Source organism: Vibrio sp. J1-1, assembly GCF_021728395.1.
GTDB lineage: Bacteria > Pseudomonadota > Gammaproteobacteria > Enterobacterales > Vibrionaceae > Vibrio.
In genome coordinates this window covers 1-26,723 of record NZ_JAKKCM010000003.1, presented here as the reverse complement: position 1 = coordinate 26,723, position 26,723 = coordinate 1, and the positions used below count along the sequence as shown (strand labels likewise).

At 45.3% G+C, this 26,723-nt stretch carries 26 protein-coding genes; 15 read left to right on the top strand and 11 right to left on the bottom strand.

The window, feature by feature from the left end; translation table 11 throughout:
* The first annotated feature begins 23 nt into the window (after positions 1 to 23).
* The 4 genes from folC (at position 24) to purF (ending at position 4,004) form a co-directional block, all read left to right on the top strand.
* Complete coding sequence (gene folC / locus L3V31_RS04990) at positions 24 to 1,286, top strand: bifunctional tetrahydrofolate synthase/dihydrofolate synthase (protein WP_237315033.1); 1,263 nt, start codon at positions 24 to 26, stop codon at positions 1,284 to 1,286.
* A gap of 14 nt (positions 1,287 to 1,300) precedes the next feature.
* Positions 1,301 to 1,900: an SPOR domain-containing protein gene (locus L3V31_RS04985; RefSeq protein ID WP_237315032.1), complete on the top strand. Its 600-nt coding sequence runs from the start codon at positions 1,301 to 1,303 to the stop codon at positions 1,898 to 1,900.
* 61 nt (positions 1,901 to 1,961) lie between these two features.
* A complete protein-coding gene (locus L3V31_RS04980; protein ID WP_237315031.1) occupies positions 1,962 to 2,453 on the top strand; it encodes a CvpA family protein in 492 nt (163 codons plus the stop codon).
* A gap of 36 nt (positions 2,454 to 2,489) precedes the next feature.
* The gene (gene purF / locus L3V31_RS04975) at positions 2,490 to 4,004 is read left to right on the top strand and encodes an amidophosphoribosyltransferase (protein ID WP_237315030.1); all 1,515 of its coding nucleotides are present in this window, start codon (positions 2,490 to 2,492) and stop codon (positions 4,002 to 4,004) included.
* A 174-nt stretch (positions 4,005 to 4,178) separates the two neighbouring features.
* Here purF and L3V31_RS04970 read toward each other — a convergent pair whose 3' ends face one another.
* Positions 4,179 to 4,490 carry a hypothetical protein gene (locus tag L3V31_RS04970; protein ID WP_237315029.1) on the bottom strand — a complete coding sequence of 104 codons (312 nt, stop codon included), beginning with the start codon at positions 4,488 to 4,490 and terminating at the stop codon, positions 4,179 to 4,181.
* A 357-nt stretch (positions 4,491 to 4,847) separates the two neighbouring features.
* Between L3V31_RS04970 and L3V31_RS04965 the strand changes: the two genes are divergently transcribed.
* Positions 4,848 to 7,751, top strand: a complete 2,904-nt coding sequence (locus tag L3V31_RS04965; RefSeq protein ID WP_237315028.1) for a polysaccharide lyase family 8 super-sandwich domain-containing protein — start codon at positions 4,848 to 4,850, stop codon at positions 7,749 to 7,751.
* Positions 7,752 to 7,861: 110 nt separating this feature from the next.
* On the opposite strand, the gene L3V31_RS04960 is transcribed toward L3V31_RS04965, so the two are convergent.
* Positions 7,862 to 8,737: a LysR family transcriptional regulator gene (locus tag L3V31_RS04960; protein ID WP_237315027.1), complete on the bottom strand. Its 876-nt coding sequence runs from the start codon at positions 8,735 to 8,737 to the stop codon at positions 7,862 to 7,864.
* A gap of 297 nt (positions 8,738 to 9,034) precedes the next feature.
* On the opposite strand from L3V31_RS04960, the gene L3V31_RS04955 reads away from it, so the two are divergent.
* The 7 genes from L3V31_RS04955 (at position 9,035) to recR (ending at position 15,010) form a co-directional block, all read left to right on the top strand.
* Positions 9,035 to 10,132 (top strand): response regulator, encoded by a 1,098-nt coding sequence (locus tag L3V31_RS04955; RefSeq protein WP_237315026.1) that lies wholly within the window; start codon positions 9,035 to 9,037, stop codon positions 10,130 to 10,132.
* A 230-nt stretch (positions 10,133 to 10,362) separates the two neighbouring features.
* Positions 10,363 to 10,491 carry a hypothetical protein gene (locus L3V31_RS22020; RefSeq protein ID WP_267135896.1) on the top strand — a complete coding sequence of 43 codons (129 nt, stop codon included), beginning with the start codon at positions 10,363 to 10,365 and terminating at the stop codon, positions 10,489 to 10,491.
* Positions 10,492 to 10,526: 35 nt separating this feature from the next.
* Positions 10,527 to 10,913, top strand: a complete 387-nt coding sequence (locus tag L3V31_RS04950; RefSeq protein WP_237315025.1) for a YbaN family protein — start codon at positions 10,527 to 10,529, stop codon at positions 10,911 to 10,913.
* A gap of 163 nt (positions 10,914 to 11,076) precedes the next feature.
* The gene (gene apt / locus L3V31_RS04945; RefSeq protein ID WP_237315024.1) at positions 11,077 to 11,622 is read left to right on the top strand and encodes an adenine phosphoribosyltransferase; all 546 of its coding nucleotides are present in this window, start codon (positions 11,077 to 11,079) and stop codon (positions 11,620 to 11,622) included.
* Between the two features lie 8 nt (positions 11,623 to 11,630).
* Positions 11,631 to 13,790: a DNA polymerase III subunit gamma/tau gene (gene dnaX, locus L3V31_RS04940; RefSeq protein WP_237315023.1), complete on the top strand. Its 2,160-nt coding sequence runs from the start codon at positions 11,631 to 11,633 to the stop codon at positions 13,788 to 13,790.
* Positions 13,791 to 14,050: 260 nt separating this feature from the next.
* On the top strand, positions 14,051 to 14,380 hold the full coding sequence (locus tag L3V31_RS04935; RefSeq protein WP_237315022.1) for a YbaB/EbfC family nucleoid-associated protein: 330 nt from the start codon (positions 14,051 to 14,053) through the stop codon (positions 14,378 to 14,380).
* Positions 14,381 to 14,410: 30 nt separating this feature from the next.
* The gene (recR, locus tag L3V31_RS04930) at positions 14,411 to 15,010 is read left to right on the top strand and encodes a recombination mediator RecR (protein ID WP_237315021.1); all 600 of its coding nucleotides are present in this window, start codon (positions 14,411 to 14,413) and stop codon (positions 15,008 to 15,010) included.
* Positions 15,011 to 15,091: 81 nt separating this feature from the next.
* On the opposite strand, the gene aqpZ is transcribed toward recR, so the two are convergent.
* The 3 genes from aqpZ to L3V31_RS04915 all read right to left on the bottom strand — a co-directional run bounded on the left by aqpZ (position 15,092) and on the right by L3V31_RS04915 (position 16,593).
* Positions 15,092 to 15,790, bottom strand: coding sequence for an aquaporin Z (gene aqpZ / locus L3V31_RS04925; protein WP_237315020.1), 699 nt, complete (start codon positions 15,788 to 15,790; stop codon positions 15,092 to 15,094).
* Between the two features lie 180 nt (positions 15,791 to 15,970).
* Positions 15,971 to 16,219 carry a YkgJ family cysteine cluster protein gene (locus tag L3V31_RS04920; protein WP_014232593.1) on the bottom strand — a complete coding sequence of 83 codons (249 nt, stop codon included), beginning with the start codon at positions 16,217 to 16,219 and terminating at the stop codon, positions 15,971 to 15,973.
* 125 nt (positions 16,220 to 16,344) lie between these two features.
* Complete coding sequence (locus tag L3V31_RS04915; RefSeq protein ID WP_237315019.1) at positions 16,345 to 16,593, bottom strand: GlsB/YeaQ/YmgE family stress response membrane protein; 249 nt, start codon at positions 16,591 to 16,593, stop codon at positions 16,345 to 16,347.
* 186 nt (positions 16,594 to 16,779) lie between these two features.
* On the opposite strand from L3V31_RS04915, the gene L3V31_RS04910 reads away from it, so the two are divergent.
* Positions 16,780 to 17,220: a YcgN family cysteine cluster protein gene (locus L3V31_RS04910; RefSeq protein WP_237315018.1), complete on the top strand. Its 441-nt coding sequence runs from the start codon at positions 16,780 to 16,782 to the stop codon at positions 17,218 to 17,220.
* A gap of 363 nt (positions 17,221 to 17,583) precedes the next feature.
* Positions 17,584 to 19,263: a mechanosensitive ion channel domain-containing protein gene (locus L3V31_RS04905; RefSeq protein WP_237315017.1), complete on the top strand. Its 1,680-nt coding sequence runs from the start codon at positions 17,584 to 17,586 to the stop codon at positions 19,261 to 19,263.
* Between the two features lie 62 nt (positions 19,264 to 19,325).
* Here the strand turns inward: L3V31_RS04905 and L3V31_RS04900 are convergent, their stop codons facing one another.
* The 6 genes from L3V31_RS04900 to gap all read right to left on the bottom strand — a co-directional run bounded on the left by L3V31_RS04900 (position 19,326) and on the right by gap (position 25,747).
* Entirely contained in the window at positions 19,326 to 20,903 is a 1,578-nt protein-coding gene (locus tag L3V31_RS04900; protein ID WP_237315016.1) for an alkaline phosphatase, read from the bottom strand.
* 148 nt (positions 20,904 to 21,051) lie between these two features.
* Positions 21,052 to 21,411, bottom strand: a complete 360-nt coding sequence (locus L3V31_RS04895; protein ID WP_237315015.1) for a hypothetical protein — start codon at positions 21,409 to 21,411, stop codon at positions 21,052 to 21,054.
* Between the two features lie 239 nt (positions 21,412 to 21,650).
* Complete coding sequence (locus tag L3V31_RS04890) at positions 21,651 to 22,598, bottom strand: ChaN family lipoprotein (RefSeq protein WP_237315014.1); 948 nt, start codon at positions 22,596 to 22,598, stop codon at positions 21,651 to 21,653.
* A 97-nt stretch (positions 22,599 to 22,695) separates the two neighbouring features.
* A complete protein-coding gene (rlmA, locus tag L3V31_RS04885) occupies positions 22,696 to 23,520 on the bottom strand; it encodes a 23S rRNA (guanine(745)-N(1))-methyltransferase (RefSeq protein WP_237315013.1) in 825 nt (274 codons plus the stop codon).
* A gap of 199 nt (positions 23,521 to 23,719) precedes the next feature.
* Positions 23,720 to 24,604 (bottom strand): D-hexose-6-phosphate mutarotase, encoded by an 885-nt coding sequence (locus L3V31_RS04880; RefSeq protein ID WP_237315012.1) that lies wholly within the window; start codon positions 24,602 to 24,604, stop codon positions 23,720 to 23,722.
* Between the two features lie 147 nt (positions 24,605 to 24,751).
* A complete protein-coding gene (gap, locus tag L3V31_RS04875; RefSeq protein WP_237315011.1) occupies positions 24,752 to 25,747 on the bottom strand; it encodes a type I glyceraldehyde-3-phosphate dehydrogenase in 996 nt (331 codons plus the stop codon).
* A gap of 358 nt (positions 25,748 to 26,105) precedes the next feature.
* Here gap and msrB point away from each other — a divergent pair, with 358 nt between their 5' ends.
* Positions 26,106 to 26,495: a peptide-methionine (R)-S-oxide reductase MsrB gene (gene msrB, locus L3V31_RS04870; RefSeq protein ID WP_237315010.1), complete on the top strand. Its 390-nt coding sequence runs from the start codon at positions 26,106 to 26,108 to the stop codon at positions 26,493 to 26,495.
* Positions 26,496 to 26,723 lie beyond the last annotated feature (228 nt).

The following is a 26,723-nucleotide window of genomic DNA, read 5'->3' as shown; positions in this document are numbered from 1 at the left end:
AAGAAATTAATGGTTAAAGTTAGATGACCCAAAACCCAATTCCTCAAGCCACATCCTCTCTAGAGATGTGGCTTGATTATTTAGCAAATATTCATTCCTCAGCAATCGACCTTGGCTTAGACCGTGTTCAAGCGGTAGCAAATAAAGCCAACCTCACTAAACCTGCTCCGACGGTTATCACTGTTGCCGGAACCAATGGTAAAGGCTCAACGTGTGCGTTAATGGAAGCGATTTTATTAGATGCCGGCTATTCAGTAGGTGTTTACAGTTCTCCCCACCTGATTCGTTATAACGAGCGTGTACGCATTAATGGCGTAGACGTAGAAGACGCGAAACATTGTCAAGCGCTTGACTATGTAGAAAAGCAGCGCGGTGATATCACGTTAAGTCTATTTGAGTTCGGAACCCTTGCCGCATTACGTATCTTTCAGACAGAAAAGGTAGATGTTGTCCTGCTGGAAGTTGGTTTAGGCGGCCGTTTGGATGCAACCAACGTTGTAGACCACGACGTCTCTGTTATCACCAGCTTAGCTGTTGACCATGTAGACTGGCTTGGTGATGACATCAATGTGATCGGATTTGAAAAAGCGGGCATCTACCGCTCAGGTAAGCCTGCCATCTGTGGTCAGCCTTTACCTCCTGCAACTGTGGCAGCGCACGCGGACGATATCGGTGCAGAGTTTTTCCAGGTTGGAATCCAGTTCGATTATCAACTGACCGAGAAAGGCTGGAAGTGGACAAGTGGTGCATTTGACCTTGAAGACTTACCTGTCCCGTCACTGCCTTTGCCAAACGCGGCAACCGCACTCATGGCGCTGGGCGCTTCAGAATTGCAAATCACTGACATAAACCTCGTCAATGGCTTGAATAATGCTCGACTCGCAGGTCGAATGCAGGTGTTACAGAGCGAGCCAGAAATCGTACTTGATGTTGCTCACAATCCACATTCTGCTGAATATTTAGTAGAAAAAGTGAAGCATCAGTATGCGGGTAAGCACATCCATGTCGTGATTGCTATGCTGCACGATAAGGACATAAAAGCCACCATTGAAGCACTGGCACCTATTGCCACTCAATGGTACCCAGCATCGCTTACCGGCCCTCGTGCTGCGACCGCAGAGGAATTGTGTCAATACTTACCTCAAGGGCAGGTTCAGTTCCAGGCACCCGTAGAAGCGTTTGAAAGTGCGAAAACGAGCGCACAACCGGACGACGTTATTTTGGTGGTTGGCTCTTTCCATACCGTGGGTGAGGTGTTGGAGCATTGGCAAGCAAGTAATAAATAACCAAAGGTAATTTGATGGCAAGTAAATTTCAGAGTCGTTTAGTCGGCACTATCATTCTGGTGGCAGTGGGAGTGATTGTGCTCCCAGATGTACTAGATGGTAAAAAACTTCACTACAAGGAAGAATTTGCCAGCATTCCTATCAAACCTGAGCTTGATAGTGATGTGGAAAATTTCGAAATACTCGAGCCTGTCGAAGATGACATTGTACTGCCTGACTCTCCGGTAGAAGCAGTGGTGCAGGAGTCAGAAGAACCTCAGGTTGCCGTTTCAAAACCGCAATCTGTCCCTGAACCGGTAGCTCAGCCAGAAGAGACTCAACAACCAGAGCAAGTTGAAGTGGCTCCTCGTCCGGTTGTTGAGAAAAATCAATATGAAGATTCTGCATGGATCATTCAATTGATGGCGCTGAAGAATCATGACAATGCGGTAGCGTTAGTTGCCGATTTACAAAAGCGTGGTTATCAAGCTCACACGAAACAAGAAAATGAATTTACGCGTGTCATTGTTGGCCCTGATGTGTCAAAAAGTAAACTGGAACGACAAGTTCAAGAATTACAAAAAATTACTGGCTCAAAAGGTCAATTGCTTAAATTTAAGCCGTTAAATCCATAAGAAAACGTTTGCGTCAGCATTTTTTCTGTTAAAATGCGCGCCAACTTAAGATGAAGAAAATATGAATTGGTTAGATTTTGTCATTTTAGGGGTGATCGGCTTTTCAGCTTTGATCAGTTTAGTTCGTGGCTTTGCTAAAGAAGCGTTGTCTTTGGTGATTTGGTTTGGAGCGTTTTTTATCTCCAGTAACTACTACACCAAATTGGCGGTTTATTTCTCCAATATCGAAGACGACATGTTCCGTAACGGAGCGGCGATAGCGGCATTATTTGTCGCAACATTAATTGTTGGTGCAGTGGTGAATTATGTCATTGGCCAACTGGTACAAAAAACAGGACTATCAGGTACCGACCGAATTCTTGGTATGGTATTTGGTGGTTTACGCGGAGTTTTGATTGTTTCTGCGGTGCTGTTTTTTATGGATGCGTTTACCGCATTCCCAAGCTCGGATTGGTGGAAAGCGTCACAGTTAGTTCCTGAGTTCAAACGTGTGATCGCTCCCTTCTTTGAGCATTTACAAGCAACGTCAAGTTTTCTTTCTGGCACTATCTAGTAGTGCCAGCTACTGTCGCAAATCGAGGATTAGGACATGTGTGGTATTGTTGGAATCGTGGGCACAACCCCTGTAAACCAGTCTATTTATGACGCGTTAACGGTGTTACAGCATCGTGGCCAAGATGCAGCGGGTATTTGTACCATAGAAAGCAATCGTTTTCGTCTGCGTAAGGCGAACGGTTTAGTCAAGGATGTGTTCGAAGCAAAACACATGCAGCGCTTGCAAGGTGAAGTGGGTATCGGTCATGTTCGCTACCCAACTGCTGGCAGTTCAAGCTCTTCAGAAGCTCAGCCTTTCTACGTAAACTCTCCTTTCGGTATTACACTTGCCCACAACGGTAACTTAACCAACGCTCACGAAGTTCGCCAAAAGCTGTTTGAAAAAGACCGCCGCCACATCAACACGACATCAGACTCAGAAGTGTTGCTGAACGTGCTTGCCCACGAAATCGATTCGGTTAAAGGCAATGTAACCACAGAAGACGTATTCCGCGCGGTTACCAACGTTCATCGCACGATTCGCGGCGCATACGCCGTAACCGCAATGATCATTGGCCACGGTATGATTGCGTTCCGTGACCCGAATGGCATCCGCCCTCTTTGTTTGGGTAAACGTGAAGCAAATGGTCGTACTGAATACATGGTGGCATCGGAGTCTGTTGCTCTTGATGCGGTAGGTTTTGACTTTGTTCGAGATGTTGCGCCGGGTGAAGCGGTTTACGCGACTTTCGACGGTGAGTTATTCACTAAGCAATGTGCGGATAATCCGAAGTTAAACCCATGTATCTTTGAGTTTGTTTACTTTGCACGTCCTGATTCATTCATCGACAAAATCTCTGTCTACAGCGCTCGCGTTGAAATGGGTAAAAAGCTAGGTGAACGCATCAGTGAAGACTACGCTGATCTGGATATCGACGTTGTTATCCCAATTCCAGAAACCTCGTGCGACATTGCGCTGCAAATTGCACAAGCGATCGACAAGCCATACCGTCAAGGCTTTGTGAAAAACCGCTATGTAGGCCGCACGTTTATCATGCCGGGTCAACAACAGCGTAAGAAGTCTGTGCGCCGTAAACTGAATGCGATTCGTTCTGAATTTAAAGACAAGAATGTACTTTTGGTTGATGATTCTATCGTTCGTGGTACTACATCTGAGCAGATCATTGAGATGGCTCGTGACTCTGGTGCGAAGCGAGTATACATGGTTTCAGCAGCTCCAGAAGTTCGTTTCCCGAACGTTTACGGCATCGACATGCCAAGCGCTACCGAGTTAATTGCGCACGGTCGTGACAACGAGACTATCTGTAAGCATATTGGCGCAGATGCATTGATCTACCAAAAGCTTGAGGATTTAGTGGAAGCCGTTGGCCTTGGTAACCAAGACATTACACAGTTTGATACATCGGTATTTAACGGTGAGTATGTGACGGGTGACATCGACCAGCAGTATCTGGATTTCCTTGATGGCTTGCGTAACGATGATGCAAAAACTCAACGTGAGATTCAGCAAGATTTAGCGAACCTAGAACTTCATAACGAAGGCGCATAACGTCCAGTGATCATCCGGGATAAATCCGGTTGATCCTAAATGAATACAGCTAACATATATTAAGCACTGAACGTGAATACGTTCAGTGTTTGTTTATTTGGAGCATAAAAATATCCCCACCAAATGTACGACAGGGCTATTACGTATTCAGTTGGTGGTGAATATTAAGCCGATTTAAAAACCTCGTACGGACTCCAGCCACCCATCATAGTAAATATGGTCCAAAACATTTAGACGCAGGGTTTGTGCAAACGTAAAAGCAAAATCAAAACTACAGCCCAATCCTTTATCGGCAATAAACTGGCCATCCGTTACCACTTTAGCATCGACGTAAATGCCTTCTTCAACCAGACCTTCCTGCCCGCAGCTGGCAACAAAATGTTTTCCTTTTAGTAATCCGTGTCGACCAAGTATCCTCACTGGAGAAGACTCTAGGACACAGAGGTATTTACCATTGTCGATATGACCCGTAGTGAATTCCAGCACCTGAGGGTTGGCCGAAAGGTTATCGGTCTGAGTCGGCTACCCGGCATCATGATCGCGTCATAACCTTGCTCGAGCTTGTCGCCGAGCATGTAAGCTCTCTCGATACGAAGCTGACATTGAAGAGAGAAGAATGGTAATTAATCTTGTTAAACCGTTTCTTATTAATGCCTTACACAAATTAAACAATTGACCATTAAATAATAAAACAAGATTTTATTATTATTTTTTTGTTTTTGATGTTGATCTCAACGTTACTAAAACGACGTTTCATTAATGTTGTTATCCTTTCTATTATTAGTGGCGCAATAAGCGATACAGCGATGAAACGCTGTGTGTAATAACTAGAAAGGAATGAACGTGAGAACATTTAAATACTCGCTATTAGCTATGTCACTGATGGCGGTGACTGGTTGTTTAGAAAATACCTCGTCCCCTAGCAATAACCAAGCATCACAAGAAGCGGTTCAGGAAGCAGTCCAGGCAACAGCTGAAGACTTTGAAACCCTGAAAAACCGCGTAATCCCTGATTTCGTTGCCAGTGCAAAATCTACAGCAACGAAAAAGGGAACGACCCTAGAAGCATTGGCAGCAGAATATCTTCAGCTCGAGAGAGAAATTGAGCAGGAAGATGGCACCAATGTGAAAGAGAAGTTTTGGAACCCAGAAGGTTACTGGCATGATGTCAATTACAAGCAGATAGAAAAACCAGGCTGGTCGCCAAAAGAGCATCTGGATCGCTTGGTTATTCTGGCAGCGACATACAATGAAAACCCGGATTCTGAGCTGGGTACTGCGATCAGTAACGCTCTGATCTATTGGTTAGATGCGGATCCGCAAAGCTGGAACTGGTGGTGGCATGATATCGGGATTCCGAAACGAATCGGTTACAGTGCCGTAATGGCAAAAGATGCGCTGAGTGAAGCATTAAGTAAGAGAGTAGCTGCTTATCTGCCGAGCGTTCCGAATTACTCTCCGAACAACCCGAACAGCCCGATTCCAAAAGCGGCAAACCGTACTGATATCGCATTGGCAGTATTGAATCACGGTATATTGGCGGATGATGCTGAGATGGTCGGTAAAGCGATTGCTGACATCGAAGCGACCATTGGGGTCAGTACCGGAGCTGGCGTTCAGCACGATTATTCATTCCATCAGCACGGTCCTCAGTTGTATACCTCGGGCTATGGACCGGTGTGGTTTAGTTCAGCGGCTAAATGGGCCAACTTTGTTGAGGGTCTGCCTTGGGCGTTCGGCCCGGATAAAATCGATGTTCTGGTTGCTTATATGTTGGATGGCCAGCGCTGGTCAAAACGTCATGGTCAATGGGACTACAATACCATGAGCCGCGGGATCAGCCGCACTAAGAACACCGAGTTTACACCTAATAATACGGACACACTGCCGGAAAACACGCCGATAGATATTGTTGCTGGGTGGGCTCCAGAACGAGCTGAAGAGGCAGAGGCATTTAAACGCCATGAGTTTGGTGGTGCAGGCTCGGGTCTGAACGGCTTTAAGCACTTCTGGCGCAGTGATTATTCAGTGAAAGCCGCGGACGGCCATATGTTCAGTATTGGTATGAACTCCCAACGAGTGGAGCCAGCGGAAGCGGGTAATGGTGAGAACCTGAAAGGCTTCTGGCTTAGTTTCGGCAGCACCTTCCTGCTACAGCGTGGTAACGAGTACCATAACATCTTCCCGGTATGGGACTGGAAACTGGTTCCGGGCGTTACTGCACCTGAATATGTAGCTCAGGGTGCGAATTGGGGACGTATTATGCAGCAGGATGTTTCGTTCGTTGGTGGTGTAACCAACGATCGCTACGGTGTTTCTGTTATGGATCTGGATATCAGTATCCGCCACTCGCAAACCGCTCACTCTACTAAGCCGGGTTTCTATGAATACGGTGAAGGTAAAGGTCGAACCCAGGCTAAGAAAGCGTGGTTCAGCTTTGCAGATGAAGTTGTGGCGCTGGGTGCGGGTATCAACTCTACCCACCATGAACTGGTTAATACTTCGGTGAACCAAGTACTGCTTAATGGAGAGGTGACCGTTGATGGCCAGGTAGTTCAGATGGGTAGCCGTTCAGTAACGGACGCTAAGTGGATACACCATGATAATGTGGGTTATGTATTCCCGGACAGCTGGCAGGGTACTGTATCCAACCAGACCCAAACGGGGACTTGGAAATCGATCCGTCGAACTAGTGGTGCGGAAGAGGTCAGTAAGGATGTATTTACGCTGTCTATGGCGCATGGCTCACAGCCTAACGGGGCTAAGTACCAGTATGTGATTGCACCGGGTAAGAGCGCCGAACAAACCGCGGAATACGCGAAGGTATTGCCGGTAGAAGTATTGCAGAACAACAATCAAGTTCAGGCGGTACGTCATAGCGAGTTGAGCGTGACAGGTATTGTATTCCATGAAGCGGGCAGCATTAAGCTTGGCGGTGATGTAATGATTACAGTTAACCTGCCGAGTGTTGTTTTGCTTGATGAAAGCGGTAAGCAGCCAACAGTCAGTGTTTCTACTCCTGGAGCAGAATATGCTGACCTAGAGCTGGTGTTACAGTCGGCTACTCATGGCAACGTGACTCACCGAGTGCTTACGCCGGGTGGTGCAGCTGAGCTGGGTAAGAGTGTGACGTTTAACTGGAACGAAGGACCAGATAACAGTGAACGAGAGGCTGCACAGGAAGCACAGAAGCAGGCTGAACAGGAAGCTGCGAGTCAGCCGGAACTGACACTGCTGGCAGTAGCGGATACTGAGCTACAGGGCGGCAAATACGCTGATGAAAACTTCGACGTTGTATCACGTTGGGATCTGTGGGCTGGTCAGATTGCTGATAAAGAAGCAACTGAAGCAGGCGTGACTAAAACAGTGAAATCGGTGCTGAAGTTTGACCTGAGCCAACTGAGCGATACGGCCGCAGAGAAAGCAACTCTGAAGCTGCATGTGCGCAATGTCGGGGGTGATTCGTCACAGACGGTTAATGTATCCGTACTGGCAGACAATGACTGGAGTGAAACTGGTATTACCTGGAATACGTTACCAGCCAGCACGCCTAGCAACGCTGAATTTACGGTTAGCAGTCAGCAGAAGAAGCAGTGGGTTGAGCTGGATGTAACAGAGTTGGTTAACAATGCTCGTCCTGAAGGCGCTATTAGCTTGCTGTTGGAAAACTCAGGCCAGGGTTTTGTCGCGTTCGGCTCTGATGAAACCGATCAGATTCCTGAGTTGGATATCAAACGTGCACTCTAATGGTGGGTGAATCCTGAATAAATTAGCTCGTTAATACTCAACGGCGACCGTATCGGGTCGCCGTTTTTTATTAATGAAGAACCTAAACTGAGCTAAAGGTACTGGATGGCTTAGTGAATGTTGTATGCGATCACGTAGTCAATGAAAAGGCGTACCTTTTCTGGCAAATGGTCTTTATGGTTGTAAAGCATGTAAATGTCACGAGGGTTGGCGCTCCAGTCTGGTAGGACGCGAATTAAATCACCACGTTCAATGTATTCTTTGATCATGACATTCGGCATCAAGGTAATACCTAGCCCTTCAGAACAGCTACTACGAACCACATTTAGGGCATTGGCCTGAAAGCGACCACGTTCAACGTTGACTACAGACTCACCTTTACTGTTATTTAGCGTCCACTTTATTAACGGGTAGCCTTTTAGTAAAGAGTGCTTAGAGAGCTCTTCAGCGTGCTCTGGAGCCGGGTTTGCCTTCAGGTAACCAGGACTGGCCACTAAAATATCTTTTACCTCGCCAACCTTGCGAGCAATCAAGCTGGAGTCACGTTGCGGACCAACGCGGAAGATGACGTCCCATTCCGTTGGATCAAGTTTATCCGCATTATTCTCTGTTGTTAGCTCAATATTGATATCCGGGTACTGCTTCATAAAGCCATTGAACATCGGCATCATCATACGTTTAGTCAGATTGTATGGAGCTGATATTTTGATTCGCCCGGATGCGCCACGACAGTCGTCAGTGATTTCCTCGGCGGTAGATGTCAGGCTTTGCAGTAGTGGTGAGCATTCTTTGTAAAAACGTTCACCAGCTTCGGTGAGAGAAAGCTTACGTGCATGACGGTTCAGTAGTCTAAGATTGACGGAGTCTTCTAGCGCTTGAATGCGTCGGGTGATGGTTGCAACTGGAATCATAGTTTTCCGTGAAGTTGCTGTATAGCTCCCATTTTCGACAACCAATCGAAATAGGTTTAAATCATCTAATTTCATATTTCCAGACACATTAAGTTACTAATCAACGCTAATTTATAATTAACTTTGGTATTAAAGATTGCTTTAAGTCAACATGTTGCACTATTTGACCACAGCAGGTCACTATGAGCAAACATTGATATAGCAACGTTATATCAACGAATATTTGTATAAACGCTTTTTTCAGACTACGTTTTATAACGAGGTGAGACCACCTAAGCCTTTAATTGGCAGGGGATCCCACGATAAAAGCACAATAATAATAACGACTTAATAAAAACTTGTTTTTGACTGACCAATGTGAGGTGTAAAGGTATGCTTAAGGCTCACAGTCAAACGGCAATGGTCTCGGCGGAAGAAGCGGTTAATCATAAACTTATTATGTTAGTGGATGATGACGCAATTTTTCGTAACGTAACCAATGCTTATTTAGAAAGTCAGGGTTTTGAGGTAGTAGAAGCTGAAAATGGCTTAGACGCACTTCAACAACTTAGGGAACGCCAACCCGATCTTGTCTTATGTGATTTATCTATGCCGTTATTAGATGGTATAGAGTTCGTCGAAGAAGTCAGCCTGGAATATCCATCGCTGCCGCTCATAGTGGTATCTGGCACTGATGAAATGTCAGATGTCGCAAAGGCTTTGCGTTTTGGTATTAAAGACTTTCTTCCCAAACCGATAGGTAACTATAAACATTTATCACAAGCCATCGATAATACGCTTGAGGATTGCGACTGTCATTTTTCTGAACAACGTGACTTTTCAAGTCAGTGGTTCAGAGTTGATGATGGTGGAGAAATACCAGATGAACAAGAGCTTCACTGGCATTTAGAATACTTGCAAGAAAACCCGAGTGCGGCAAGAGATTTGCTTCATGCGTTATTACCGGATAAAGACGCTTCTCAAGGAGACTGGCGATGCTCGTACCGTTTACTTCAATCGACGGACGTCATGCCATTAGTGTTTGACTATCGATGGTTGATGAATGGGCAGTTTGCTTTCTACTTGGTTGATTCCGCTTCCCAGGATAAATGTGGAGTAGGGACAACATTACTCATCAGGGCTCTATTTGATGATTACTTACGTAACTTAAAGAGTTTCAGTGCAGACCTTAAAGACATCGTAGGTATTCTGGAGAAAGGCATTGAATGCTCTGAATGTGCTGGGCCAGTTAATGCTGTATTTGGTATTGCGGACCTGGCTTCGTCAACCGTTTCCATCTTGCCAGCAGGCTTGGATAGTCAATGGTCAAATGGTGTTTCTAACCAGCATATCGCGGCTGGAAATAGCCTGGGTGATGGCAGTTTGAAAAACTTCATTACGCGAGACTTACCGTTAAGTACAACCGGACAACTATCCATTGGGTGTCTCGGCTCTTCAAGCTTTAGCCTTAACATTACTCGTCACAGTTGATAAATCAAATCCCTACCTATCAATAAAAAAGCAGCTGAGAAAGCTGCTTTTTTTCTGCGGGTTTAGATCAAATAAAACAAGTTGAGGAGGAATAACCTTACTTTTTGCTTGTGTTTATCATTGGCTGTATAAGGTATAGTCAGCGCCTAAACAATAATGACCCATTTGTGTAACGTGCGCTTAACGTTGCGGCATGGGAGAAGCAAAGTCAAATAGTGAGAAGAAGCATCATGGCAGACAAAGAGTTTAAAGAGCCTTATAATATTTTTTACTTTTTAGGTTTCGTTGCAGTACTTATGATCCCAACATTACCTGCAACGCTAACATGGCTGCGCGTGCTTAACGGTTACGCGGGCTAATGAACTAGCTATCGTATTCTGGAGTCCACCATCGTATGAAACGTTACTTTTTCAATACCGTTGGTGGGCTCTGCATTTTGCTCGGCATCGCCGGGATTGCCCTTCCTCTCTTACCAACTACTCCGTTTATCTTGCTTGCCAGCGCGTGTTTTATGCGAGGGAGCCCAGCATTCCACCATTGGTTACATCATCACAAAACTTTTGGTCCTATTCTGTATAACTGGAATCAAAATAAAGCCGTCGAGTCCAAAGTAAAACAGCGTGGCGCGATTTTTATTGTACTCAGTTTTACCATTTCGATCGTCGTTGTTCCTGTTGTTTGGGTAAAAATTGTACTTTTAGTAATGGCAATCGTTTTACTTAGCTGGTTTATGCGTCTACCTGTGATTGAGTTGGTTGCTGACCGAGAAGAAAATCACTAAGATTGTAGGGAATAGTGTGCCCGCTCTTCGAGTGGGCGTTTGTATTTTCAGCGCCTGTGAGTTTTACGGATATATGCACACAGCGATGAAAACCTATTGTTCGTTGCCCTCGTGATACTGAGATAGCGAGAGGGTGATGAGCCAATCTAAGTAAATCGGTATTATGACTACAGAAACAATTTCACTGATCAAATCTAGCATCAAAAGCATCCAAGATTACCCAAAACCTGGCATCCTTTTCCGCGACGTAACCAGCCTTTTAGAAGACGCAAAAGCGTATCAGGCGACGATAGGTTTATTGGTAGAACGTTACAAAGAAATGGGATTCACAAAAGTTGTGGGAACAGAAGCACGAGGTTTTCTGTTTGGTGCACCATTAGCGCTTGAGCTAGGTGTTGGTTTTGTTCCAGTGCGTAAGCCAGGCAAACTGCCACGCCCAACGATTGCTCAGTCCTATGAGTTAGAGTACGGAATGGATACATTAGAAATCCATACTGACGCGATCGTAGCCGGTGACAAAGTACTTGTTGTCGACGATTTGCTAGCCACTGGCGGTACTATCGAAGCAACAACGAAACTGATTCGCCAGCTAGGTGGGGAAGTTGAGCATGCGGCATTCGTTATCAATCTACCTGAAATCGGTGGTGACAAGCGTTTAGAAGCCTTAGGTCTAAATGTGTACAGCATCTGCGATTTCGAAGGACATTAATACATTCAATGAGTTATTTAGCTTTAGCGCGAAAATGGCGTCCTAATAAGTTTGACCAAGTCGTGGGACAAAAACATGTTCTTACGGCATTGGAGAATGCGTTAGCGCAAAATCGCCTCCATCATGCGTATTTGTTTAGTGGTACTCGTGGTGTTGGTAAGACGAGTATCGGCCGTTTGTTCGCCAAAGGGCTGAACTGTGAAACCGGAATTACCGCAACACCTTGTGGTCAGTGCGATACTTGCCGCGAAATCGATGAGGGTCGATTTGTTGACCTGCTAGAAATCGATGCGGCTTCACGTACTAAAGTTGAAGACACTCGAGAACTGTTAGACAACGTTCAGTATAAACCAGCTCGCGGGCGCTTTAAGGTGTATCTCATCGATGAGGTACACATGCTGTCACGTCACTCTTTCAATGCGCTGTTGAAAACATTGGAAGAGCCACCGGAATACGTCAAGTTCTTATTGGCGACAACCGATCCGCAAAAGCTGCCTGTGACGATTTTGTCTCGTTGTCTGCAGTTTCATCTGAAGCCAATCAGTGTTGATGAGATTCACCAGCAGCTTGATTATATCCTTGAGCAAGAGCAGGTTTCAGCAGACTCTAAAGCTTTGGGTATGATCTCCCATGCGGCTGATGGCAGTATGCGTGATGCACTGAGTCTGACGGATCAAGCGATTGCTTTAGGCAATGGTGTGGTACAAGTGGATACCGTTAGCCATATGCTCGGCACGATCGACACCGATCAGGCTATTCACTTACTTGAGTCGATCAGTAGCAAGCAGCCTCAACAAGCCTTAGAGAAAATCCAACAACTGGCGTCAAATGGTGTCGAGTGGGACGGCTTGTTGCAACAGTTGGCTTCCCAATTACATCGAATTGCCATGTATCAAGCTTTGCCATCTACCTTAGATCAAGCTCAGCCAGATGCAGAAAAAATAGAATTATTAAGTAAAGCGCTCAGTCCACAAGATGTGCAGCTTTATTATCAGGTTGCGATAAAAGGTCGTGAAGACCTCGCGTTGTCGCCAAACGGCCGCGTTGGCATGGAAATGATCGTATTGCGTATGATGGCTTTTCGCCCGTCAGCAAATAACGGTGCCAACATTATTTCTACTGCTACTCAATCTCAATCGGCGTCGGCGCCAAGTTCTGGTCAGGTAAATGTTGCGCCAGTACAAGCAACACCAAATCAGCAAACGTCGGTTCAACAACCGCAGCAGCGCCCAGCGCATATGCCGCCACAGCAGCCGGTTTCTCAACCAGCTAGCCAGAACAATCCAGCTCCGATGCAGGAAGAGCCTCAGTACCAGCCTGAATATCAACCAGCCGAGTACGAAACGCCACCAGCACAATATGACATGGCGCCACCAATGAGTGAGAACCCAGCACCGCAGCATCAGGAACCGCCTCAACAAGCCTCAGAGCGTGCTCCAGCAGCCCCTGCTCGTGGAGGGTTAAGTGGCTTGCGTCATCAACTCCGCTCTCAGCGTCAGGGCTTACAACAAAACGCCCCGCAGCAAAGTGGTGGTCCAAAAAAGCCTAAAGCGACATCTGCTAAACCAGAGTCGGTTCTTGATCGTGTAGCGCAAAGACACGGCAGTTCCGCGCAGGTGTCGCCAAGCTCTATGTCTCAAGCTGAAGAGCAAGTCGTTGAAGAAGCGTATCGCTGGCGTCCAAGTAAACCTACTGAGACAAAAGTTAATACGAAACTGACACCTACGCAGCTCAAGCAAGCGCTTGAGCATGAGAAAACACCTGAAATGGCGCAAAAGCTGGTTGATGAATCTCTAGAGCAAAATGAGTGGGCAAAGCTAATCAGTCTAATGAATATGCCTAAGCTGGTGGAGCAACTTGCGCTAAACTCACATTATAGTAAAGAAGGTTCCACGGTTTCTTTGCAACTGAGAAGTAGCCAGGCACACTTAAATACAGATAGAGCACAAGGTGAATTGCTCAAAGCCCTAAATACACTTTTGTGTGAAGATTGCCATTTAACTGTGGAAATCAGTGATGCTGGTGAGACACCTTTAGAATTGCGAGATCGACTCTATCAAGAAAAGTTACAACAAGCGCTGAATAGTCTGGAAAACGATCCAAACGTTCATTTTATCGAACGTCGATTTGCTGCAGAGCTTGTGAAAGATAGCGTGCGTCCTATCTAATAATCGAACGGAGTGGGGTTGAAAACGTGAAGTCATAACCCCATTAATTGATGCAACACCTCATAGCAATCACAGTAAATAAGTGAGCAGAAATAGCGCAGGAAAAATGCTTGAGGACAAGGCGCAATTTTTCGATAAGTAGTTATTCTACAATCAACTTACTTTTGAAACGAAAAGTGCAACGATGTCATCGAGTATTTTCACAAGCTAGAATGACCAGTTATTTACTACGATTGGTATCACAAACCAGAGAGATAAACATGTTTGGTAAAGGCGGTATGGGCAACCTAATGAAGCAAGCCCAGCAAATGCAAGATCGCATGCAAAAGCTTCAAGAAGAAATTGCGAATATGGAAGTAACTGGCGAGTCTGGTGCTGGTCTAGTTAAAATTACAATCACTGGTAGCCACAGTGTACGTCGTGTTGACATCGATGAAAGCTTGATGGAAGACGACAAAGAAATGCTGGAAGATTTGATTGCGGCGGCATTCAACGATGCGGCTCGTCGCGTTGAAGAAACTCAAAAAGAGAAAATGGCAGAAGTCACTGGCGGTATGCAACTACCACCAGGTATGAAGATGCCATTTTAACCTGCTGAAATTTAACTAAGCGGACTTTCAATGCGTACCAGTCATATGCTGGAACAGTTGATGGAGGCCTTACGTTGTCTACCTGGGGTTGGCCCCAAGTCGGCGCAGCGTATGGCCTTTCATTTGTTACAGCGAGATAGAAAAGGCGGCTTACAACTCGCCGATGCACTTAGTCAGGCAATGACGGAAATTGGCCATTGTTCCGAGTGTCGTACTTTTACTGAAGAAGAAGTTTGCCACATTTGTACTAACCCAAAACGCCAGGAAAATGGCCAAATTTGCGTGGTAGAAAGCCCGGCAGACATTGCAGCGGTAGAGGCGACGGGCCAGTACTCTGGGCGATACTTTGTATTGATGGGACATTTATCTCCGCTTGATGGTATCGGTCCAAGTGATATTGGTTTAGATGTACTCGATTATCGTCTTCGTAGAGGTGATATCGCTGAAGTGATTCTTGCTACCAACCCAACGGTAGAAGGGGAAGCAACAGCACATTACATTGCGGAATTGTGTAGAGAGCATCAAGTCGAGGCAAGCCGAATCGCACATGGCGTTCCGGTCGGCGGTGAACTTGAGCTTGTCGATGGCACCACGTTGTCACACTCACTCTTAGGTCGACACAAGTTATAATGGAAAGCCGCTGAATTCAGCGGCTTTTTCTGTTTATTTATCGATTGATACTATTGTCTTATTTATGGCTCAGTAAGACGGTTAGTTGTCCAAGTCTGAAGCCAATAAGTTTTTATAGATAACCGCACCCAAAACGCCACCAATGATTGGCGCAATCCAGAAAAGCCATAATTGAGAGATAGCCCAGTCACCGACATAAATAGCCACCGCAGTACTACGTGCAGGGTTCACCGAAGTGTTAGTAACAGGGATACTGATTAAATGAATAAGCGTTAAGCACAAACCGATAGCAATAGGCCCAAACCCTTCAGGTGCACGTTTGTCGGTTGCACCCATAATGACAATCAAGAACATCATGGTCATGACAATCTCTGTTACTAAAGCAGCCAACATAGAGTACTGGCCTGGTGAGTGTTCACCGTAACCGTTAGATGCAAATCCTGAGGCGACAATATCAAAGCCCATTTGGCCCGATGCAATCACATAAAGTGTGCCACCCGCAATTAAACCGCCGACAACCTGAGCGATGATGTAAGGCAAAACTTCTTTTATGTCAAAACGACCACCTGTCCAAAGGCCAATTGTCACGGCAGGGTTCAAGTGGCAGCCAGAAATATGGCCAATAGCAAAAGCCATGGTAAGAACGGTTAAACCAAATGCCAGCGCCACACCTAACAGTCCGATGCCGACTTCAGGAAACCCTGCTGCTAATACTGCACTGCCACAACCGCCTAGTACTAACCAGAACGTACCAAAAGCCTCAGCCAAATACTTATTCATATAATTTCCTATTTTGTATTCAATAACCTGCTGAACATAGTTGAGGATTGTCAGCTAAGTGTGAGGCAAAATACGAAACTATAAGAGTAGGATTGGTATGTGCGACAGTGTCTCAGAGATGCAACCGAAAGAGCAAAGATTGCGCAATAGAGCCGTGGGGATAAAAGACAGGTGTAAGGGCTACGTTAACTGCTCTAATTCAGTAATATTCGTCAGCGCTTCTTGGTTGGTCTTTCCACACACAACCGGGCATGGTTTGAAATCATGGCACACTTTTGGGCGCTCTGGCTGACCAAAAAGTTTACAAAGGTTGTCATCGTTAAGTTGTACGCAACGAACACCAGCGGGCTTACCGTTTGGCATGCCGGGTATCGGTGAAGAGATACTTGGGGCGATACAACATGCGCCACAGCCTAGTCGACAATCCATAATGTAAACCTCTTAGAAATTGAGGTGGCAATTATGGTCATTTTGGCGAGGATTGGAAGGGGGGAAGCAAATAAAAAGTACAAGTAGATCCAAAGCACTTGTACTCTTTCACCTCGCTGAAATGATCACTTCAGAAAGCGGTTATAGACAAACAAGATGACGAATGCGCCCAGAGTGGCGGTAATAATGCTACCGACGTTGATACCTGCTGCGCCACCTTGTCCCAGAAAACTTCCTAAGAAGCCACCAACAAATGCACCAGCAATTCCCAAAAACATTGTGGCAATCCAACCACCAGCGTCATTACCTGGCATTAACCACTTTGCTAATGCTCCTGCGATCAAACCTAAGATTATCCAAGATATGATGCCCATAAGTGATTCTCCCTCTTATCAATATTTAAACCACCTTACACTGGTTTAAGAATAGAGCATGCCACCAGAAAGTCGCTTAATGTCGTTAACGGATAAATTCGCTAACACGATAATTGCTGAATACTTGAACTTTTGTGGTGAGACAGGTATAAATCGCCCCCTATTTCCTTTGGTGAGACCGAAACTATGAGCACTCCATTTTGGCAAAGTAAAACGTTAGAGCAGATGACCGAAGAGGAGTGGGAGTCTCTGTGTGATGGATGTGGTAAATGCTGTCTTCACAAGCTCATGGACGAAGACTCTGACGAAATTTATTACACTAACGTGGCATGTAGCTGGTTAAACAGCAAAACTTGCTCATGCAAAGATTATCCAAATCGCTTCACGTCTGGTGAAGAATGTACAAAGCTAACCCGTGAAGACATAGATGACTTTACTTGGTTACCCCATACTTGCGCGTATCGCCTTTTAGCTGAAGGCCAATCGTTACCAGAATGGCACCCACTTATCACTGGCTCAAAGTCAGCGATGCACGCAGCAGGTGAAAGTGTACGTAATAAAGTGGTGTACGAAATCGATGTTGTCGACTGGGAAGACCACATTTTAAACCATCCCCACAGAGCCTAAATGTATACGTACATGCTCGTAAAATCTGTCGCCACATCATCACCATTTTGTGGTGACAAATGGGCGCAGATTTGCTGGCTATTGGTACGCCAATTTCAGGTTTAGTCTAGGGGGTTTTCATGAGCCAGTTCCCTATTTACCGAATGAGTAATGGCATTAATGATAGGCTTGGGCTGCTCTTAAAGTGAGGGTCAACATACTCACCTAAGATCATTTACACACTTTTGGTGTGTGCCTTACCTCACTTTTACATCTAACCGCCTCTTTTGACACGTACTTATCTTTGCGTGATGTAAAATAAACAAAGGTGATGTTCTCGCCTGTGCTCTTATCTGATCGATTCCAGTTTTTTACGAGGTAAAAATGACGTTTAGTTTTCCGCTGAAAAATCGCTTGGCACCTTGGGTTGCGTTACTCTCTCTTTTCATTGTGATGATGAACCCTGGGTTTGTAAACGCTGCTGAGAAACAAGAAGAGCCGGCCGTATCAGCGGCTGAAGCATCCATTGATAACTTGAACATCGATATCATCGATTTAACGCAGAGTTTAAATCAGCAAAATGGTGATGAGCGTGATGCACTTCAGTTACAGCTCTTTCAAAAAAACCAACAACTACGCGCCCAGTTAGCGACCGCAATTGCAAAAGAATCTATCCCGCACGACAAACTGATTCAATTAGTCAAAACGCAACAAAAGTATGTGGAAGATGCAACGGATTACCTGGCATCGAAGACCAAGTCAGTGACAGAAAAACTGAACACGGCTAAGGATGAGGAAAAGCTGTCGATAGTGAATGACTATCGTGAAATACAGCATTATCTAGACGTAGTTTTTGAGGCTAGATGGCAAAACTTAGTCTGGTTAGAGCAACTGAATGAACAAAATAAGCGTGCTGAGGCAGAATTCAAGGAACAGGTAGATAAGCGTATTCGCTTATTGTCGGCATCCGTGCAGTACCTGAGTCAGCAAAGTGAAGTTATCGGTGGACAACTTTCTTCTAGTCCAGAATCGGAAAAAGCAACGCAGCAACTGAGCCAGATGATCATCAAGCAAAGGCTGGAGATTGCAACAGAAAGCCTGCGTAACTTGATGTCAATTGGTGACAAAATTGGTATTGAAACCTCAGAGTATAAACGCCAAATATTCGAAGTTACTGGCAGCATCACTCATGATCTGCTGAATAGCAAAGTTGTCTGGTCCATCATTAGCCACTGGTCAAACTCTGCCGTGGATTGGTTAGCCGGAAATGCACCACAGCACCTATTTCAACTGTTTATTTTCGTGTTAATTTTGGCCATTGCTCGTGCATTAGCAAAAATAACTCGTAAAGTGATGCGTAAGGCGGTTGCGTCTAGAAACTTAAAACTCTCCCATCTGATGCAGGATTTCTTTGTTTCGATGTCCGGCAAATTCGTATGGGTGATTGGTATCATGGTTGGTTTGTCTCAGATAGGCTTGAACCTCGCGCCAATCCTGACCGGTTTCGGTATTGCCGGTGTGATCATTGGTTTCGCATTGCAAGATACGCTATCGAACTTCGCTGCAGGTATGATGCTCTTAATCTACCGTCCATTTGATGTCGGTGACTTCGTTTATGCGGGTGGTGTGGATGGTAAAGTGAGTCATATGAGCTTAGTCAACACCACGATTCGTACCTTCGACAACCAGATCATCATTGTACCGAATAGCAAAATCTGGGGTGATGTGATTAAAAACGTAACGCACGAGCGCATTCGTCGCGTGGATATGGTTTTTGGTATTGGCTACGCTGATGACTTGTTAAAGGCAGAATCGGTACTGAGCGATATCATTACCTCTCATCCAGCAGTACTGCGCACTCCAGAGCCAATGATCAAAGTGCATACACTGAATACTTCTTCGGTGGACTTTATTGTTCGCCCTTGGGTGAAAACGGATGATTACTGGGATGTTTATTGGGATGTCACCAAGGAGGTGAAACTTCGCTTTGATCGTGAAGGTATCTCCATCCCATTCCCTCAGCAGGATGTACATCTGCATATGGTTGAGAAAAAAGATGCATAAAAAAACGCTCTAGTGGGAGAGCGCTTGAAAAACCACAAAGTGGTTAAGTAAGTGCAAAGTGATTACTTGATTTGCTGCTTTAGGTATTCGCCCAGCTCTGAGTGATGCATGATCTTGGACACCGGGATAATTTTATCAGCAGGGCCCCAAGCAAACACATTCACAGGAGTATGTGTATGTGTACCTGTGCCCCAAACCGTGTTTTGGCCCGTAGCGTGCTCACGCGCAATCAAGTTTGTGCGGTCATTATATGGGAAGAACGCATCAAAATCGTGAATGGCTGGTACTTGCTCTTGTGCTAGGTAGCTATGACCTTCTACATGATATGGGTTTGGCTTGTCTTGCATAATGTGTGCTGCCTGACCGGCCGTGATTGGGAACTCGCTATTCTCATTGATGATCTTAGCTAAGTTTTCCGCTGTTCTATCTGCTTCAGGTAATGCGGCGAATTTATCCAGCATACCGTAGTAACTGGCTTTTTGATTGTACAGTCCATCAAGGATAGAGAAATCACCGAAGTTAAAGTTAGGCGCGTAGTCTCTGTTTTTGAACGCTTCGCCGCTACGCTTCTCTGGTTTTGGTAGATTCGCTGATGAATAACTGAAACCAAAAGAGCCAGTTTCATGGTCAGCCGTCACGACGATAAGTGTGTCATCGCGTCCCTTGGCCCATTCGTAAACCGAATTCACGGCTTCATCAAACTTAATCATTTCGTGAAGCATGGTTCCCGCGTCGTTACTGTGTCCAGCCCAGTCGATTTGTCCGCCTTCAACCATTAAGAAAAAGCCGTCTTTATCTTTTGATAGAACATCCAATGCTTTTACGGTCATCTCTTTAAGAGAAGGCTGTGTGCGTTTTGGGTCATTTTTACTTTGGCTGTACGTGATGCCGTCGGCCATACCAGAGTTAGCAAAAAGCCCGAGCAATTTGTCACCTTTAGCTTGTTCTAGCATATCTCGGCTGAACGCCAGGCTGTAGCCTTGTTCTTGAGCTTCAGTCAGCAAGTTACGTTCATCTTTACGCTTAGACTTAAGGGCAACATTACCTTGAGTGAGTTTTTCAAGCTGATTGTAAGTGTCGCCTTTGTCATTCGCTGAACTTGGGATCCAGTGACGAAGGCCGCCAGAAAGCAGAACATCTACTTCTGTTTCTAGCATATCGACAGCAATGTTGTTCTCTAGTGAACGGTGAGGTTGGTGAGCTGCAAACGCCGCTGGTGTGGCGTGCGTCATACGGGTATCAGAAACCAAGCCGGTGGCTTTCCCGATACTTTTGGCTTTTTCCAAAATGGTTTCAACATGATTGCCTTGACTATCGATGCCGATGACTTCTGACGCGGTAGGTTTTCCAGTCGCTAGCATGGTTGCAGAGCAAGCCGAGTCCACCACAATCGCATCTTCCGGATTAGTCAAAGAAGAGCCAATCACACCTTCTTTTGCCAATTTGTACAAGGCGGTGGTTTCACCTTTATAAATTGAGTGCGGAGCATGGTTTGCGTAGGTTTCAAGTAGGCCTACTTGCTGAGGGCCCATACCATCACCAATCATCAAAATGACGTTTTTTATCTCTGCTGAAAGGGCGTTAAAAGAGAGTGTTGAGGCAGCGAGAGCGGTAACTACAGGAAATGCTAAGCGCTTCATTATATTTTCCTTATCGATTAAAAGCGCAGGCATTAAAGCAACAAAACATGACACTTTTGTGTAAGTCATGGAATGTTAACCAGATTGTCATATTTACTTACTAGCAAGTTGCCCTTAGAGCCAATAAGTCAGGACCGTTCTTGGGCTATTATGCAAGCGCGAGAATAATGCCACCAACACTCAAAGCAGCAGAGAGATACTGTCCCGCAGAGTAGGAGCTGTCTTCCTTTTCCTCTATTTTATCAGGGCGATCCATTCCCAAAGCGCCATGTGTGAATGATTCCACCTTTTCACCCACGGTTTTGTTTTCTGCTGCCGCTTTTTTACTTTCGTGGTCGATTTCTTGTAGTGCGCTAAGCAGCGCCTTACCTTCAGGAGATAGTGTCACTTTGTTTTTTTCTATTTTTAGTGGTGACACATTGATGTCTTCTGTGCCTTTCGCTGTTGAAGACACCGTGGGCTGCAAATTCGCATAAGTATTAACAGGATTGCTTCCTACTGGGTTCATCGAATACTCCTTGAAAATCGACACTCGCTCATTGAGTGTGGGTAAAAAGCAGTTATGGACTTTATCGGCAACGTTTGGCAATTCTTAAATAGTTCAAAAAACAGGCCTGTTTTTGCCGCCTCTCATGAATATCTAGAGGCTAAAGCAAAAAACAGACCTACATGATTTATTTCACGTTATAGATTGCCTGTAGAGACCTCAATAAAAATGCGATTTGCGATCTTAAACGCGTCAGCGGTTTATTGGCACTCGAGATCAGTGTTGCGCTTGATAAGGTGATTAAAGGATTTCATACGATTGCTATCCTGGACGTAGCGAACCGGTGGCGCTAACACTTCAAGCTGATAATCCGAGCTATCTGTGGTGACATCGGTGACTGGTGTTACAACTACAACGTTTAAGCGTGGATTGCGATTCAGAATCGAAGTGGCCGTGCCTAGTCTACCTTCGGTGTGGAACTTTCCTGCCACATGTAGCATTTGAGTTCCCGGATGCGTAGTGAGGTAATCGACAATCGACTCTGCCATGGTCTCGTCCCAAGTCATTTGCGCCGAGTATTGCTTTTCTGTTTGCTCTGGCTTGCCGTGATGCATGGAAGCCATAAATTTTTCCTTATACAGACTGTCATCGGTATTGATGGTCTCAGCGACAAAACGACGCTCTTTGCTGTCGAGCTTGTTGAGGTACTCGACACCTTGGCGTCCTATGCAACGTACAATCTTTTTCGGTGCGTTAGCCGCGATAACCGGAATATCTGCACGTTTTGCAAACTCGATAAGGGGACGATAGTCACTCTCATAGTTTGGCCAGGCGTTGCTTTGTTTGATGAAGGCTTGTTCACCAATCTGGCTATTTAAATACTCGTCTAATACGTCTTGTTTGTCGCGAGTGATTTGCTCCATTGAAAGGGCAATCGGCCGTTTTCCGCTCGATAACTGTTTCAGCATATCTGTCTGGAAACGGTGTATACCTGCATGTGTGTGCCATTCACCAATCATGATCACGTCCGCTTGCAGTAGCTCAGGAGTCAAGTCAGTGAGGGAAACAGCAGAGCCTGAAGGGGAGTACAGCTTGTAATCGTAAAAGCTGGTCACGTCAGGCGAAGAGGGAGTATAAGTTGTCGCTGTGGTCGAGACACAACCTGTCAGCAAAATTGCAAACGCAAGACCTAAAATAGAAAAGCGCATGGGTAGCCTCCAAAAATGTCTAGAGATATTCGTGGAGGCGACAAGATAAATTTAAGTCAACGAGTGACATGTTCACTTGCTTTGCGCTTGAGCTGTATCAATGCGTGGATTTGCGATAGACACGCAGCATAAAATCGGCCTCACATTGGAAAAGTGTAGCGGATTTTAGCTCTTCACGGAGTTCATCAGAGGCTTTCCAAGCGAATGGTGTCATCTGTAACAAGTCAAATGCGTCGCCGTCCTTTAAGTCCATCACATAGTTAAGCTGGTGTTGTTGCTCTAGTTCGTAGCCGTCGATGGTTTCAGGGGTTTCATCGTGTAGGCGTACGTCTTGATAAATGCGCTCTCGAAGTTGGTAAAGATGGCGGCCTGCTGGCGTGACGGTAATCACGACACCATTGTCTTTCACGACGCGTTTAAGCTCTTCTGCTTTACATGGCGCGTAGATTCGCAGGACAGCATCCAAAGATTGATCCGCGAATGGAAGTCGATGGCTTGAGGCAACACTAAAATGACAATCTGGGTAGCGTTTGGCCGCATAGCGAATCGCTATCTTTGAAATATCTAAGGCATAGGTGACGGCTTGCTCATCTTGCGCCTGCAATGATTTTTGTACTTGATCGGTGTAATAGCCTTCGCCACAGCCAATATCTAACAGCTGGTGAGTGGTTCCCTGGGAGTACTCAGTACAAATACGGGCGACTTCTTGACGCATCGGGTCGTAATACTTTCCTTCCAGAAAGCGACGACGTGCTTGCATCATTTCCTTGTTATCGCCGGGATCTTTAGAACGTTTATGATGTGCCGGCATCAGGTTCACGTAGCCTTCTTTTGCCATGTCGAATTGATGGTTATTTTCACACTTAAACGTCTTTACGCTTAAGGTAAGAGGTTGGTGACACAGAGGGCATTGATAGTTCATGACGATCTCGGACTAAAAGTAAGGCGCCAAATTCTATCAAAAAGTACGACTTTAAGTGAAACAAAAACCGCTAAACAGCTGCGTAGCGAGCCAGTTAGAACTAGAGAGTTCAAAGAACAGGTATTGTTGTAGATGGATGGGAGAGAGGATGATTTAGGGTTGCCTGGAAAAAAGCCGGCTTAAACCGGCTGTGACGTCGTTATTGTGCGGAAATAACGGTAACCAGTTCGTAGCTTTCACCTGGTTGCAAGGTTTTACCTTGATCAAGATTGGAAGCATGCAGAGCGGACTCGACGCATAGCATGGTTTGGTAACCATTATCAGCCATGTCCCCCATTGATTGGGCACCTTCTGCCCAAGGGTTCCACAATACAGCCGAGTTGTGACCGTGGTTTTCTACACTTAGAGTGCGTCCAAATACAGGGTCTTTGACCAAGATCTTCGCTTCAGGCTGTGTGTATACACGGTCTATTATGTCGGTCAGTTGCAGAATTTCGCCTCCTTGACATACCTCATCGTCTTTCAAGCTATCGATGTACTCGCTACCCATGCCTGAGGTTTGGGCTTGTAAAACATCACCGACGTTAAGGTAAGTATGCAGAGCACCAGAAAACGTCCATGCATCGTCATCGATATTCTGTACTTTTAAGGTTAATTTGAGTTCATCGCCGACTTCTACCAAAAGGCGAGCCTCAAACATATGCGGCCAGATTTGGTGTGTCTCTTCGCTTGGGAATAGGGCAAGTTCTACGATGACACCATGGTCACTTTCACGGTGTTCAACCAGTTCCCATTCTGTTGTGCGAGCAAAGCCATGGGCTGGTGCAGCAATACGACCAAACCACGGCCAGCATACTGGAATACCACCACGCAAAGCGGCTTTGCCATCGAATATGGCTTTTTCACTCATCCAAACAAGGTCTTCTTGACCTGCTGGCTTATATGACACCACATGACCACCGTGTAAAGATATACCAGCGGTTGCTTTATCGTGAATGATACGAACAACTTTGACCTGATCAACTTCTACTACGGTGACATTGTCAGAAAGGACGGTTAGGGCAGGAAGGGTGTTTAAATCCATCTGGTTATTTTCCTATCGCTGGGAGAGATGAGTATTTAGTTCGCGAGCGCGTGGCACTCAAATACAGCTCTCAAATTCCAGATACAAAAAAGGCGACTATAAAGCCGCCTCTTTTCAACTCAGTTAAGAGCTAATCACTGTTTCTAATTACTTAGAGATGTGTGCGATTAGGTCTAGAACTTTGTTTGAGTAACCGATTTCGTTGTCGTACCAAGATACAACTTTAACGAATTTGTCAGTTAGAGCGATACCAGCTTTAGCATCGAATACTGAAGTGCAAACTTCACCGATGAAGTCTTGAGATACTACTGCATCTTCAGTGTAACCTAGAACGCCTTTTAGAGCGCCTTCAGAAGCTTCTTTCATTGCTGCACAGATAGCTTCGTAAGATGCGCCGTTTACTAGGTTAACAGTTAGGTCAACTACAGAAACGTTAGCAGTTGGTACGCGGAAAGCCATACCAGTTAGTTTGCCGTTTACTTCTGGAAGTACAACGCCTACAGCTTTAGCAGCACCAGTTGAAGATGGGATGATGTTCTGAGAAGCACCACGACCACCACGCCAGTCTTTAGCAGAAGGACCGTCAACAGTTTTTTGAGTTGCTGTTGTAGCGTGAACTGTAGTCATAAGACCAGATTCGATACCGAACTTGTCGTTAAGAACTTTAGCGATAGGTGCTAGACAGTTAGTAGTACAAGAAGCGTTAGAAACGATGTCTTGACCAGCGTAAGTGTCGAAGTTTACGCCGTTAACGAACATTGGAGTCGCGTCTTTTGAAGGACCAGTTAGTACAACTTTCTTCGCGCCAGCAGTGATGTGCTTACGTGCAGTCTCGTCAGTTAGGAAAAGACCAGTTGCTTCAGCTACAACGTCAACACCGATTTCGTCCCATTTTAGGTCTTCAGGGTTGCGCTCTGCAGTTACACGTACAGTTTTGCCGTTAACGATTAGGTTACCGCCTTCAACTTCAACAGTACCGTTGAAACGGCCGTGAGTTGAGTCGTACTTAAGCATGTATGCCATGTAATCTACGTCGATAAGATCGTTGATACCTACAACTTCGATGTCGTTACGCTCTTGCGCTGCACGGAAAACGAAACGGCCGATACGGCCAAAACCGTTAATACCTACTTTGATAGTCATTATAGTTGCTCCACAACTTAATTTCTGATTAAAGATAACTGGTAGTAAAATTACAGAATCCAGTAAACATCTGCAACAGATAATCGGACTTAACTTGTTTAAAGTCAAAAAAAAGCGACGCTTTTTTTAACAATTCTTTGCAAATGTTCGTTTTTTAAACTTTTTACTGCTTTTACTCTAGCTCAGTTGGCGTAATATAACCTGTGAGATGAGTGCTCGTATCAAATTAATTACACATGGTGCTCTGGTGAGAAAGTATGTGCTACAACTGTTGCGAGAATCAAGTTTTTTGCTAAAAAAGTCATTGCTAAAAACTAGAAATAAGGATCTAAAATTAGTGGAACAAAGCGGAGGAAAAATGACGAAGTCCGATGAATATTGGCGTGAGCGTCTATCTGATGAAGAGTTTCGTGTGTGTAGAGAGCAGGGAACTGAGCCACCGTTCAGTGGTAAGTTATTGCATAATAAGGAAACTGGTATATATAGCTGTACTTGCTGTAATGCCCCTCTTTTTGTCTCTGATAACAAGTACGATTCAGGATGTGGCTGGCCGAGTTTTGATGCTCCGATTAATGACCAAGCGGTGCGCTATTTAGATGATCTAAGTCACGGAATGGTGCGTACTGAAATTCGCTGTGCGACATGTGATAGCCATTTGGGGCACGTTTTTGAAGACGGACCACAAACAACAGGCGAACGTTACTGTGTTAATTCAGTGTCGTTAATTTTCAACAAATCTGAAGATTAAAGTCAAAATTGCAGTTAAGAGTGTTTCATCCTTTCAGAAGTGTATCGGTGAACATATAAAGGACTGATAACTCGAATGAAGAAAAAACTCCCGACTTGCGGGCAATGTAGATCAGATAAGGATCGGTTGACCGATCCTTCTGATGAGAGACAATCGGAAATCTGTTTATAGGTTTCCGATTTTTTTATGTCTATCCAAAACTGTTTTGCCGACTTTCTGGAAGAGAGT